We start from the raw sequence: 12,752 nt of genomic DNA on the forward strand, positions 1-12,752 counted from the left end.
CATGAGCTATACCAACTTCACCGTCGAAACCGACGCGGACGGCATCGCGCTCGTCACCTGGAACATGCCGGACAAGTCGATGAACGTGTTCACGGCCGATGTCCTGCGCGAACTCGATGCCATCGTCGACCAGACGGTTGCCGATGCCGCCATCAAGGGCGTGGTCGTCACGTCCGGCAAGTCCACCTTCTCGGGCGGCGCAGACCTGTCGATGATCAAGGGCATGTTCACCTTCTACAACGAAGAGAAGGCCCGCGACCCGGAAGGTGCCGCACAAAAACTGTTCGACCTCTGCGGCCAGATGACCGGCCTCTTTCGCAAGCTGGAAACCTCCGGCAAGCCGTGGGTCTCGGCAATCAACGGCACCTGCATGGGTGGCGCGTTCGAGCTGTCGCTTGCCTGCCATGGTCGCGTTGCCTCCAATTCCAAATCGGTCAAGATCGCCCTGCCGGAAGTCAAGGTCGGCATCTTCCCCGGCGCCGGCGGCACGCAGCGCGTTCCGCGCCTCACCAATGCGCAGGATGCCCTGCAGATGATGACCACCGGCTCTGCGCTAACGCCGCAGCGCGCCAAGGCGCTCGGCCTCGTGCATGAGCTTGCCGATCCCGACAAGCTGATCGATGCCGCCAAGGCCATGCTGAAGAACGGCCTGAAGCCGGTCCAGCCCTGGGATGAAAAGGGCTTCAAGGCGCCGGGCGGCGGCATCTGGACACCGGCTGCGGCCCAGCTCTGGCCGGCCGCTTCCGCCATCCTGCGCCGCGAGACCAACGGCAATTTTCCGGGCGCACTCGCCATCGTCAAATGCGTCTATGAAGGCCTGCAGCTGCCGTTCGATACCGCGCTCAAGGTCGAGCAGCGTTACTTCACGGAAGTCCTGCAGACCACCGAAGCCTTCTCTATGATCCGCTCGCTGTTCATCTCGATGCAGGAACTCGGCAAGGGCGCACGTCGCCCGGCCGGTGTCCCAAAGAGCGAGTTCAAGACTGTCGGCGTCGTTGGCGCGGGCTTCATGGGCGCGTCCATCGCCTATGTGACGGCGGCAGCCGGCATCCCCGTCATCCTCATCGACCGCGATATCGAGGCGGCAACAAAGGGCAAGACGCACTCGGAAGGTCTGGTCAAGGATTCCATCGGCAAGGGCCGGATGACGCAGGAACAGGGTGAAGCCCTGCTGGCGCTGATCACGCCGTCTGCCGATTACAACGATCTCAAGGATGTGAAGCTGGTCGTCGAGGCTGTGTTCGAAGATCGTCAGGTCAAGAAGGACGTGATCGAGAAGGTCGAAGCCGTGATCGGCGACGATGCCATCTTCGCTTCCAACACCTCGACGCTGCCGATCACCGGCTTGGCCCAAAACTCCAGGCGCCCGAACCAGTTCATCGGCATCCACTTCTTCTCGCCGGTCGAGAAGATGATGCTGACGGAAGTGATCCTCGGCAAGGAAAGCGGCGACAAGGCGCTGGCGACCGCGCTCGATTTCGTCGCCGCGATCAAGAAGACGCCGATCGTCGTCAACGACACCCGCGGCTTCTACGTCAACCGCTGCGTCTTCCGCTATATCCACGAAGCCTATGACATGCTGATCGAAGGCGTGCCGGCGGCGATGATCGAAAATGCCGCCAAGATGGCGGGCATGCCGGTCGGCCCTCTGTCGCTCAACGACGAAGTTGCCGTCGATCTGAGCCAAAAGATCCTCAAGGCCTCGATTGCCGATCTCGGCGAGGCCTCCGTCGATCCGAAGCACATGGCGCTGATCAACAAGATGGTCGACGATCTCGACCGTCGCGGACGCAAGAACGGCAGGGGCTTTTACGAATATCCGGCCAAGCCCGCCAAGAAGTTCCTGTGGCCCGGCCTCAAGGACCTCTTCCCGCAGAAGCCGGCAGAAAACTTCGATGTCGAGACGCTGAAGCAGCGCTTCCTCGGCACCATCGCGCTGGAAGCGGCCCGCACGGTCGAGGAAGGCATCGTCACCGATCCGCGCGAGGCCGATGTCGGCTCGATCCTCGGCTTCGGTTTTGCGCCTTATACCGGCGGCACGCTGTCCTATATCGACGGCATGGGGGTCAAGACCTTCGTCGAGATGTGCGAAAAGCTGGCGGCCTCCTATGGCGATCACTTCAAGCCGACCGCGCTTCTGAAGGACATGGCCGCCAAGGGCCAGACCTTCTACGGCCGCTTCGATCCTTACAGGACGCAGGCTGCGGCCTGATCACGTATCCGTTACCAAATGGAAAAGCGGGCTCTCGTAGCCCGCTTTTTTTGAAGATCGCACAGGCCGTGGCGTTTCGGTCACGCTGTAAAGATTGCATTCAGCCTTTTTTGGTAAAACTCCGTTAGCAATTCGCGCCAAAAGGTTTTGGCGGCGCGGATGCCGCTCGGTTTTTGTTTTGCTTACGGGTTTGTCATGCGTCTTTCGGCTGCCACAGCACTCCTTCTCTGCTGCGTCGCTCTGTCGGCTTGCACCTCCAGTTCAGGACCGGAAAGCCTTTCGGCCGGCCTGACCTCCAAGGAAACGACGAATTCGATCGTGCCCGCCGTCATTCCGGCTGCATCCGTCGGGCAGGCCGCGGCGCAGGCAGCGCCAGCGCAGCAGGCCGAGCCGGAAGCGCTGGCCTGGGCCGGCCAGATGCCGGAGCCGCAGGCTTTCGGCGACGTCAACAGAACCGCCGGCATGCCGCTACCCGAAGACCGCCCCGTCGCCATGCTGACACCGAACCTGCCCCAGATCGAGGCGGAGCCTGCGATCATCAAGCCGCGCCGCGGCGGCCGCTTGCAGATATACGGCCACAGCTTCCGCGATGCGCATCCGATCAATTTCGGCAAGGCCTCGCCGCGCAAGCATGCCGTTCACGGCGTCGATGTTTCGCGCTGGCAAGGCGATATCGACTGGATGAAGCTGCGCACGCAGGGCGCCAACTTCGCCTTTATCAAGGCGACCGACGGCGGCGATCATCTCGATCCGATGTTCAAGACCAACTGGCGCAAGGCCAAGGAAGCCGGCGTCAAGCGCGGCGCCTATCACTTCTTCTACTGGTGCCGTACGGCCGGCGAGCAGGCCGACTGGTTCATCCGCAACGTGCCGCGCGAGGCGGGCGCCCTGCCCCCGGTCATCGACGTCGAATACAATGGAGAATCGAGCTGCAAGCGCCGTCTTTCCCGCGCCACGGTGCTGGAAAAAATGCGCGTGTTCATGGACAAGCTGGAGCAGCACTACGGTCAGCGCCCGATTATCTACACCGCACCGGATTTCTACGAGGACAACCTGACCGGCGAGTTCCCGAACCATCCCTTCTGGCTGCGCTCGGTCGCCGCGCATCCGTCCAAGCGCTACCCGAACCGCAAGTGGGTGTTCTGGCAGTATTCTGGCTCGGGCCTCTCCCGTGGCGTCGAAGGCCGTATCGACCTCAATGTCTTCCGTGGCAGCGAGGAAGACTGGCACGCCTGGGTAGATGCCAAGGCCGGCTGAGAACCCCGGCCGATCTTTCACGGTTTCAGAAAAGCAGAAAGGCCGGCGGAGTTTATCCCGCCGGCCTTTGTGTTTCTTGCAGTCCTGACGTTTAAGAAGCGCCCTGTATAGCCGAAACCTGCCATTCGCCGCCGGGGCGGCGTACGAAGGTCCAGAGTTCGACGGCTTCCGTCAGCTTGTCCGGGTCGCCCTCGACAACACGGCCGGTATTGCGGTCGCGCATGACGTCGATACTTTCGTAGCGCATGGCGACGGTGGCGTAGTCACGGCCTTCTTCGTTCCAGGCCTCGGCGACGTCACCCTGGACGAGATGCACGTCGCGGACTTCGTTGCGCAGGCCGCTGGTGGCGTTGTCGCTCAGTTCTTCCGCCAGATAGGACATGGCTTCCGGCGTCGTCAGCTTGCGAAGGGTAGCGTAATCCTCGGCACCGTAGGCGGCCTGAACCTCCTTCAGCATCGTCTCGAAGCGGCTGAGATCATCCCCACCGACGCCGATCTCGTCGGTGTCTGCGACTGCCTGTTTCGGCGCGGCCGAGCCGCCGCCGATCTGCGGGATCTTGAACGACGGCTTGGCTGCGGAAGTGCCACCATAGGCCTGCTCGCGATGGAGCGGGCCATTGCCGGTCGCGGACTGCGGCCCCGCCGAATAGGCCGGTTGCTGGCGGCGACCGAAGAAACGCATGGCAAGCGTGATGGCGCCGAAGATCAGGGCCACCTGCAGCAAAAGGCCGAGGAAACCGATACCGCCGCCCATTCCGCCGCCGAGCATCATGCCGATCAGGCCGCCCATCATCAGGCCGCCGAGCATCGATCCGCCGAAACCGCCGAAGAGGCCGCCCGGACGCTGGGCGCCGGGGCGGGTCTGCGCCGCCCCCGGCTGGTTGAAGCCGGGCTGCGTCGCCGACTGGCCTTCCGGCCGCGGCGTCATGGTGCGGTCGATGGAATTGGCATTGTTGGGCGCGGTGCGGGTGACGGGTGCGGGGGAAAACGTGCGTGAGCCGCGGCTGCCGAAACCACCGCCGGCGCGGCGAGCCTCCGCCAGATCGACCACCATCAGGGTGGTCATCATCGCGATCGCCAACATCGCAAGAGTTCGTCCAAAACGTCGCATCAGCATCCCTTTATCCTTTTCGCGCAGAACATCCGCGCGCCCTTGCTGGGATATAGATATGGGGGCCTCCAAAAATAAGGTTCGGAGGTCTCTTTTCACGGTAAAGCGGGGTTTTGTTCCGCTCTGAGGTTGTGCCAAGGCACGGAAAAGACGTCAGTTTGCGGTTGCGGACATCAGCAGGAAAATCGGCCGGCGGTTTTCGTGCCGGAGGTCCGGGCGCTCGGCAATGGCCTCTTCCGTGACGCCGGGTTCGGCGACCCTCGAAATGGCAAAGCCGCTGTCGATCAGCGTGTTGACCCAGCTCGCCACGGTGCGGTGATACTTGACGACGTCATCGGCGAGCCAGCTCGCATGGCGGATGCCTTCGGCCTGATAATCATCCAGCGGCCAGTGCAGGATGTCGCCGTCCGGCCCGTAGAACCAGTTCTGCTCGGCCCGTGCCGTGAAGACCGGATGCTCGACGGAGAGGACGAAGCGGCCTGCTGTTTTCAACACGCGGCGCACGGCGGCAAAGGCGGCCGCGATATCCGCCAAATAATGAAACGCCAGCGAACTCAGCACCACGTCGAAGCTTTCGGCGGGGAAATCCATGTCCTCGATCGCTATCAGGCGGTAGTCGATCGCGGCATCGTCGGTCATGGCGCGGGCGCGGGCCAGCATGTTTTCCGAGAGATCGACGCCGACCACGGATGCGGCACCGGCGCTGCGGGCATAGCGGCAATGCCAGCCGAAACCACAGCCGAGATCGAGCACCCGCTTTCCAGCAAGATCCGGCAGCATCGCCTGCAGGACTGGCCATTCGCCGGCCGCCTCCAGGCCACCCGTCGAGCGCGGCATGGCGCTGTAATTGGTGAAGAAGGTCGGGTCGTCGTAGATGTTCTGCTTCATAACATGCCTCTGTTCTTGTCTTTCATCCATGCACTTTTCATGGAATGAAGGACCGGGCAAGAGGCGCTGCCTTCAGCTGAAGAACGTCTCGAAAAGAAGCTTCAGGTTGAGCATGACGATGATCGAGGCGATCAGCCAGGCGATGACGGAGACGTATTTCGGGATGGCGAAGGTGCCCATCTTGCGCTTGTCCGAGACGAAGTGGACGAGCGGGATAACCGCGAAAGGCAGCTGCATCGACAGCACCACCTGGCTCAGCACCAGAAGCTCGGCCGTGCCCTTTTCCCCGTAGAGCCATGTGACGATGACGACCGGGATGATGGCGAGACCGCGGGTTACAAGCCGGCGCGCCCAATGCGGCAGGCGCAGGCGCAGAAAGCCTTCCATGACGATCTGGCCGGCAAGGGTCGCGGTCACGGTGGAGTTGAGGCCCGAGGCGAGCAGCGCCACGGCAAACAAAGTGGAGGCGATGCCGAGCCCGAGCAGCGGCGACAGGAGTTCGTAAGCCGTCTCGATTTCCGCGACATCGGTGCGGCCGTTGGCGTGGAAGACGGCGGCGGCCAGGATGAGGATCGCGGCATTGATGAACAGCGCCAGCATCAGGGCGATGGTGCTGTCGAGGGTCGCGAACTTGATCGCCTCGCGCTTGCCTTTCTCGGTGCGCTCATAGGCGCGGGTCTGCACGATCGACGAATGGAGGTAGAGATTATGCGGCATGACGGTCGCACCGATGATGCCGATGGCGATATAGAGCATCGCCGGATTGGTCACCACCTCGCTCGACGGCACGAAGCCGCCCAACACACCCGCCAGCGGTGGTGCTGCGGCGACGATCTGCACAAGGAAGCAGCCGGCGATGACGATCAGCAGCGCGACGATGAAGGCTTCGAGATAACGAAAACCCTTCTGCATCAGGAACAGGACGAGGAAAGCGTCGAGCGCGGTGATCAGCGCGCCGCCGATCAGCGGGATGCCGAACAGCAGGTTCAGCGCGATCGCCGTGCCGATCACCTCGGCGAGGTCGCAGGCGATGATCGCGGCTTCACAGGCAAACCAGAGCAGGAAATTGACCGGCCGCGGATAACTGTCGCGGCAGGCCTGCGCCAGGTCGCGGCCCGTCGCGATGCCGAGCCGGGCGGCCAGCGCCTGCAGCACGATGGCCATCAGGTTCGAAAGCAGGATGACGGTGAGAAGCGTATAACCGAACTGCGAACCGCCGGCGATGTCCGTCGCCCAGTTGCCGGGGTCCATATAGCCGACCGAGACCATATAGCCCGGCCCCATGAAGGCGAACATCCGACGCAGCCATGTGCCGCCTTGCGGAACGGTGACGGTAGAGTTCACCTCCGGCAGGCTCAGGCGTGGCGCCTCCGGCGTATCCGTCACGCGCCAGCCTTCGGAAGCGGAAATGGCGGCGTCGGAATTGGACATGCTCTGGTCTCCGGGAGGGCGAAATCGGGTTGGTCTCCAAAAACTACGCTAGGGCTCAACATTATGCAATATGCTATATTGTATCGATGAGGCTTTTTATCGCCCGGTCAAATGCCGCCGCCGTGGACAAAAAGACAAAGGGTTAGGAAAAGTCTTCGCCCATGCTATGAAACAGCAACCGTGATGTCTCACCGAAAGAAGAGATTTGGCCCGCCGCTCCACCCCCCGCCCGCTTCCCGATGCGGACATTCATTCCGAGGGTTTCCGGCAAACCCGCGAGGCGCGGCGCGGTGCGCTGGTGGAGGATTATGTCGAGCTGATCGCCGACCTGATCGAGGATGGCAACGAGGCGCGGCAGGTGGATATCGCCGCCCGTCTCGGCGTCGCGCAGCCGACGGTCGCCAAGATGCTGGCGCGGCTTGCCGCCGACGGCCTCGTCTCGCGAAAACCCTATCGTGGCGTGTTCCTGACCGAGGCTGGGCAAAAGGTGGCCGAGGAAAGCCGCGCGCGGCACCAGACGGTGGAAGCCTTCCTGCGCTGCCTCGGTGTCAGCCCGGAGACGGCGCGCATCGACGCCGAGGGCATCGAGCACCATGTCAGCCGGGAAACGCTGGAAGCCTTCCGCGCGTTCATCGCCCGCAAGAGCTGATCAAAGCTCAGCCGACCCGCAAGCGGCGGCCGAAGCGTTCGCCGAACAGCACGATCATGCCGGCCGAGAAGATCAGCCCGGCGCCGAAGATCACGCCGCTATCGGGAATATCGCCCCAGATCAGGAAGCCGAGGATGAAGGCCCAGACGAGGGAGGAATATTCGAACGGCGCCAGCACCGAAACCGGCGCGCGGCGCATGCCCTCGAACATCGCGTACTGACCGATGCCGGCGATCACCCCGGTCCCCGTCATCAGCGCGACGTCGGCCAGCGTCGGCGGCACCCAGTAGACGGTCATGGCGAGGCCAGTGAAGACGATGAAGAAGCTGCTCGACAGCGTCATCTGCACCAGGCTGCGCTCCTGCAGCGCCGTCTTGCGCAGCAGCACGGTGGCAATCGCCCAGAACGTTGCCGCCTGCAGCGCAAGCAGCACCGGCAGGCTGAGCTTCAGGCCGGTTCCCATGGGATCGCAGGCGACGAGCACGCCGACGAAGCCGACGACGACGGCGACCCAGCGCAGCAGTGGCACATCCTCCTTGAGGATCGGCACGGCGAGAATGGTGATCAGCATCGGAGAGGCATAGTAGAACGTCGTCAGTTCGGCGAGGCCAAGCTCGCGGGCGGCGTTGTAATAGGAAAGCCAGGCGGCGAGCAGCAGGATGTTGCGCAGGAACATCGGCTTCAGCACCGGCGAATGCCAGGCATCGACGACGACCTGCCGGCGGCCGACCGCCAGGCAGATCGCAAGGATCGTGACGCTGCGCGTAAACAGGATCTGCGATACGGGGATCGCCGCCACCAGCCACTTGACCGAGGCGTCCTGCACCGAAAACATCAAATAGGAAAACATCGTCAGCACGATGCCGGACAGGACGGACTTGTTCACGGAAGGCTTCCCCCGGCGCAGATGCGCGCCTTAACCCTGATACTCCGGCGCAAGCGGCCGCGAAAGGGCCCTTAATGTGGCGAAAACTTGCCGGGTTCAGATACCCAATACGGACAGCATGACGAAGGTGGAAAACAGCACGAAATGGGTCATGCCCTCGATCGCGTTGGTTTCGCCGTCGTTGAGATTGATCGCGGCGACGATGAGGGTGATGGCGACCATCACCGTCTGCACCGGGCTCATGGCCATGACGAAGGGCTGGCCGGTGTAGAGCGCGATCGCCTCCATCACCGGCACCGTCAGGATGACGGTCGAGAGCGACGCACCGAGCGCGATATTGACGACGGCCTGCATACGGTTTGCAAGGGCTGCCCGCATCGCCGTCATGATCTCGGGGGCTGCGGAAATGGCGGCAACCACGATGGCCGCCATGGCGGGCGGCGCGCCGCTGCCCTTCAGCCCTTCCGTCAGCAGTCCCGACATCACCTCGGCCAGCACGCCGATGACGATCACGCCGACCACCAGCGTTGCGATGGAGACGGAGACCGGATCGTTTCGCGGCGCTGTACTTGCCGTCTTTCGCGGTGCGCGCTTGGGATAGCTGTAGCTGAAGAAATAGCTGTGCACCCCCACCTGCATGCGCAGGAACAGCGCATAGAGCGTGATCATCGCGACGATGGTGAAGGCGGAATAATAGTGCCATTTCGCCGCCGGCACGAATTCCGGCACCACCATGGAAATGCCCATCGCCGTCAGGATCATGACGCTGTAGGTGCGGCTCGAATCATCGTTATAGGGCTGCTCGCCGTGTTTGAGCCCGCCGAGCAGGGCGGCAAGGCCGAGAATGCCGTTCACATCCAGCATGACCGCCGAATAGATCGTGTCGCGCACCAGCGTCGGCGAGCTTTCCTTGCCCATCATGATCGCGAGGATGACGACCTCGACCACGACGGCCGACAGCGTCAGGATCATCGTGCCATAGGGATCGCCGACCTTAGCGGCCAGCACCTCCGCGTGGTGGGCGACCCGCATCGAGGCCATGACGATGGCGACGACCAGCAGGCCCGCGCCGGCAAGGGCTGCAAGCCTTCCCGCCGCCAGCAGTTCATGCTCGAGATACAGCCCGGCGACGGCGGCAAGCACCGCCAACAGAAGCAGGAATTCGGATCTTACGGAGACGGGCAACGGCAGGCCTCGCGGGCGGGATTTCGGCAAAACGAGTATAGGGGCCGGCTTCCGCATTTCAATCGAAAGGGCCGTGATCCTACCCGCAGGAAGGCAAGTGAGGGAACAGGATTATTTTCCTGTTCCGCTTTACTGCCGGCGACTGCTTCGCTAGAATGTGGCGTGCCCAAAAAGGAGAGCATCCGGCTTTACCGTCGCAGGAGGCGCACCGATGTTTTCACATGACCGGATATGGGGCGCGATCGACGCACTGGCCGAGCGGCACCAGCTGTCGCCATCCGGCCTTGCCCGCCGCGCCGGCCTCGATCCGACATCATTCAACAAGTCCAAGCGCCATTCCGTCGATGGCCGCGAGCGTTGGCCCTCGACGGAATCGATCGCCAAGGTGCTCGACGCCACCGGCGCGACCATCGGCCAGTTCATGGAATTCCTGCGGCCGGAGCCCGCCGGCAGCTTGCCGGAAGGCAGCTTTCCGCCGCAAAGCTCGTCGATCCCGCTGCTCGGCTTCGCCCAGGCCGGCGCGGGCGGCTTTTTCGACGATGGCGGCTTTCCCGCCGGCCAGGGTTGGGACGTGGTGGATTTTCCCGCGCCGCCGGATGCCCGCGGCGGCGTCTATGCGCTGGAAATCCAGGGCGACAGCATGCTGCCGCTCTACCGCGACGGCGACGTGCTCATCGTCGAGCCGGGCGCCCAGATCCGCCGCGGCGACCGCGTCGTCGTCAAGACCGGCGAAGGCGAGGTCATGGCCAAGGTGCTTATGCGGCAGACCCCGCGCAGCATCGAACTCCTGTCGCTCAACCCCGAACACCCGAACCGCACCTTCGACATGAACGAGATCGAATGGATCGCGCGGATCATCTGGGCCAGCCAATAGGATCGTTTTCCGCGATGAAGCGGCATTTGCTGACATTCCTGGGCGGCCTTGCCGCTATCGGCCTCACCGTGCTGATCCTGATGGGCGGCCAAGCCACGATCCAGGGGCGGGAAAGTGCCGCGACGCCGGATTTCACGCTGGAAACGCCGGATGACATACCGGCGGCGGAAGACGACGGGACTCTTCCCGAGCCCGAAAACACCGTTCCCGATGTCGCCGGACAGGAGGAAAACAAACCGACCCGCAGCATCGAGCCCGAAAGTTTCGGCATGCCGGAGGCGGTGACGGCCGAGCCGCTGACCCGCGTCGAGGCGCGCGCGCCGCTTTCTGAGCTCGTCGCCAAAGCCGAGCCGGAGCTGCAGGTGCTGCGCCACCCGACGGCGCTTTCGGCCGGCACGATCCAGTTCGAAAACGGCACGCTGCAGCTCGACGGCATCGAGCCGCAATCGGCCGAGCGCCAATGCGGTGAAGGCGAGAAAGCCTGGCCTTGCGGGCTGGTCGCCCGCACTGCCTTCCGCGGATATCTGCGCGCCCGCGCCCTGCGCTGCATGGTGCCCGCGGACAAGTGGCAGGGCACGATCACCGCCCGCTGCAGCATCAGTGACGCTGATCCCGCCCAATGGCTTGCGGAGAACGGCTGGGCGGAGGCATCCGCCAATTCTCCGCTCGGTGACAGCGTTGCCGCGGCTCGTGCCAAGAAGATCGGCTTCTATGGTGACGATCCGCGAGGCGCCGCGCCGGAGCCGTGAAAACAAGCTGGGTCAGGATTGCAATCGGCGCGCCCCATGCCTAAGTGGCGGACAGTCAACCAAGGGAACACCGATGAACAGCAGCCTTACCCAGCATAAAGCTCTCATCCACGTCATGGTCATGATGTCGGCCGTCGACCGGACGATGACCGATGGCGAACTGGAGCGCATCGGCCGGCTGTCCCGCTTCCTGCCGGTGTTCGAGGGTTTTGACGACGAGGAGTTGGTGCGGATAGCCCGCGACTGCGCCCAGCTGCTGTCCGGCCCCGAAGGGCTCGATATCGCGCTGGAACTGGTGCGCGAAGCACTGCCCGCGCGGCTCCACGATACGGCCTATGCACTGGCGGTCGAAATCGCCGCCGCCGATCTTGCGCTCCGTCAGGAGGAAATCCGGCTGTTGCAATTGCTACGCGACCGGCTGGGCCTCGACAAGCTGACCTGCGCCGCCATCGAGCGCGCGGCCATCGCCCGCTTCCGTAAATAAGCTTAGAGTTTGTCAGGGAAAAGTGGGAACCGGTTTTCCAGAAAAGACAAACGAAAACAAAAGAATCGAGAGTATGTCTGGTTCAATCTGAACCTGACATACTCTAGTATATTCCCGTCGGGAAATAGCGCGTATAGATCTCGTTCAGCCGGCCGCTGCGTGACAGATTGAGCAGCGCATGGTTCAGCGCCTGCGTCAGGGCCGGATCGGCCTTGCGGTTAAGGATGGCAAGGCCCTCGCCAAGAAACCGCTGCGAGAAATAGGCGCCGTCCATCAGCAGGCAGCAGCCGCCGGCCTCTGTGCCGGCCGTCCAGAAGGACAGCTGCACGCCATCGGAAAACACCCCGGCGACATCGCCCTTCTTCAGGGCTTCCAGCATGGCCGGTCGCGCCGGGAAGGGCTTGATCTCCATGCCCGGAAAGAAGGCGCGGGCCATGGCCTCATGGGTGGTGCCGGCGACGACGCCGACCGGCTTGTGGGCAAAGGCGGCTGGCGTGGTATCCGCACCCACCACGCGGCGATTGCCGGCAAAACGGGCGGGCAGCGCCATATAGACACGCGACAGAGAGAAGCGCTGGCGCAATTCCGGCGTGATGCCGATGCCGGCGATGATCGCCTCTCCCTGATCCTTTTCCAGCGCCGGAACAAGATCAGCATAGGCAACCGCCTGGATCTGGCACTTGTCCTCGATTTCGAGATCACGGCAGATTTCCCGCACGAGATCGACGTTAAAGCCGGAAAGCCGGCCTGACTGATCGATAAAATTGAACGGCGGGAAATCGACCGTAGTCAGGAAACGCAAACGTGCGAGCCCGCTCAGATCTGGCTTGGCGATGCGCTCTCTCGCGTCGAACAGGAGCGGCAGATCGGCCGCTTTGGCCTCCGGTGACGGGACGGCGGGCGATTGCGCGTGAACTGACGCTGCGAGCGAAAATACGCAAGCAACGAAAAACCCATAAAATTTTAAGGATGCGCAACGGGCAGGCCGCATTAAGATCAATCCGGGGTCACATTTCATCTTGAGCA

The 12,752-nt window shown here is 63.2% G+C and carries 12 protein-coding genes; 6 read left to right on the forward strand and 6 right to left on the reverse strand.

All coding sequences use genetic code 11. From position 1 onward, the window contains the following. Position 1: 1 nt before the first annotated feature. Together ASC86_RS04480 and ASC86_RS04485 are read left to right on the forward strand one after the other, a co-directional pair. On the forward strand, positions 2 to 2,212 hold the full coding sequence (locus ASC86_RS04480) for a 3-hydroxyacyl-CoA dehydrogenase NAD-binding domain-containing protein (protein ID WP_056316601.1): 2,211 nt from the start codon (positions 2 to 4) through the stop codon (positions 2,210 to 2,212). Between the two features lie 195 nt (positions 2,213 to 2,407). Further along, the gene (locus ASC86_RS04485; RefSeq protein WP_056318268.1) at positions 2,408 to 3,469 is read left to right on the forward strand and encodes a GH25 family lysozyme; all 1,062 of its coding nucleotides are present in this window, start codon (positions 2,408 to 2,410) and stop codon (positions 3,467 to 3,469) included. A 91-nt stretch (positions 3,470 to 3,560) separates the two neighbouring features. Here ASC86_RS04485 and ASC86_RS04490 read toward each other — a convergent pair whose 3' ends face one another. The 3 genes from ASC86_RS04490 to ASC86_RS04500 all read right to left on the reverse strand — a co-directional run bounded on the left by ASC86_RS04490 (position 3,561) and on the right by ASC86_RS04500 (position 6,899). Then, positions 3,561 to 4,580 carry a Tim44 domain-containing protein gene (locus tag ASC86_RS04490; RefSeq protein WP_156386931.1) on the reverse strand — a complete coding sequence of 340 codons (1,020 nt, stop codon included), beginning with the start codon at positions 4,578 to 4,580 and terminating at the stop codon, positions 3,561 to 3,563. A gap of 153 nt (positions 4,581 to 4,733) precedes the next feature. After that, on the reverse strand, positions 4,734 to 5,468 hold the full coding sequence (locus ASC86_RS04495; RefSeq protein ID WP_056316607.1) for a class I SAM-dependent methyltransferase: 735 nt from the start codon (positions 5,466 to 5,468) through the stop codon (positions 4,734 to 4,736). Positions 5,469 to 5,540: 72 nt separating this feature from the next. Then, positions 5,541 to 6,899 carry an Nramp family divalent metal transporter gene (locus tag ASC86_RS04500; protein ID WP_056316610.1) on the reverse strand — a complete coding sequence of 453 codons (1,359 nt, stop codon included), beginning with the start codon at positions 6,897 to 6,899 and terminating at the stop codon, positions 5,541 to 5,543. A gap of 205 nt (positions 6,900 to 7,104) precedes the next feature. On the opposite strand from ASC86_RS04500, the gene mntR reads away from it, so the two are divergent. Continuing rightward, positions 7,105 to 7,548: a manganese-binding transcriptional regulator MntR gene (gene mntR, locus ASC86_RS04505; protein WP_056316613.1), complete on the forward strand. Its 444-nt coding sequence runs from the start codon at positions 7,105 to 7,107 to the stop codon at positions 7,546 to 7,548. Between the two features lie 7 nt (positions 7,549 to 7,555). Here mntR and ASC86_RS04510 read toward each other — a convergent pair whose 3' ends face one another. Together ASC86_RS04510 and ASC86_RS04515 are read right to left on the reverse strand one after the other, a co-directional pair. Further along, complete coding sequence (locus ASC86_RS04510; RefSeq protein WP_082509866.1) at positions 7,556 to 8,434, reverse strand: DMT family transporter; 879 nt, start codon at positions 8,432 to 8,434, stop codon at positions 7,556 to 7,558. Positions 8,435 to 8,530: 96 nt separating this feature from the next. Next, positions 8,531 to 9,619: a calcium:proton antiporter gene (locus tag ASC86_RS04515; protein ID WP_056316615.1), complete on the reverse strand. Its 1,089-nt coding sequence runs from the start codon at positions 9,617 to 9,619 to the stop codon at positions 8,531 to 8,533. A gap of 211 nt (positions 9,620 to 9,830) precedes the next feature. On the opposite strand from ASC86_RS04515, the gene ASC86_RS04520 reads away from it, so the two are divergent. From ASC86_RS04520 to ASC86_RS04530, 3 genes are all read left to right on the forward strand, one after another. Next, on the forward strand, positions 9,831 to 10,493 hold the full coding sequence (locus ASC86_RS04520) for a helix-turn-helix transcriptional regulator (RefSeq protein ID WP_056316618.1): 663 nt from the start codon (positions 9,831 to 9,833) through the stop codon (positions 10,491 to 10,493). Between the two features lie 14 nt (positions 10,494 to 10,507). After that, positions 10,508 to 11,242 (forward strand): thermonuclease family protein, encoded by a 735-nt coding sequence (locus tag ASC86_RS04525; RefSeq protein WP_082509868.1) that lies wholly within the window; start codon positions 10,508 to 10,510, stop codon positions 11,240 to 11,242. 73 nt (positions 11,243 to 11,315) lie between these two features. Continuing rightward, positions 11,316 to 11,726 (forward strand): tellurite resistance TerB family protein, encoded by a 411-nt coding sequence (locus tag ASC86_RS04530; protein WP_056316621.1) that lies wholly within the window; start codon positions 11,316 to 11,318, stop codon positions 11,724 to 11,726. A 103-nt stretch (positions 11,727 to 11,829) separates the two neighbouring features. On the opposite strand, the gene ASC86_RS04535 is transcribed toward ASC86_RS04530, so the two are convergent. Continuing rightward, positions 11,830 to 12,717: a transporter substrate-binding domain-containing protein gene (locus ASC86_RS04535; protein ID WP_056316624.1), complete on the reverse strand. Its 888-nt coding sequence runs from the start codon at positions 12,715 to 12,717 to the stop codon at positions 11,830 to 11,832. Positions 12,718 to 12,752: the final 35 nt, after the last annotated feature.

It is taken from the genome of Rhizobium sp. Root1212 (assembly GCF_001424985.1).
Taxonomy (GTDB): domain Bacteria; phylum Pseudomonadota; class Alphaproteobacteria; order Rhizobiales; family Rhizobiaceae; genus Pararhizobium.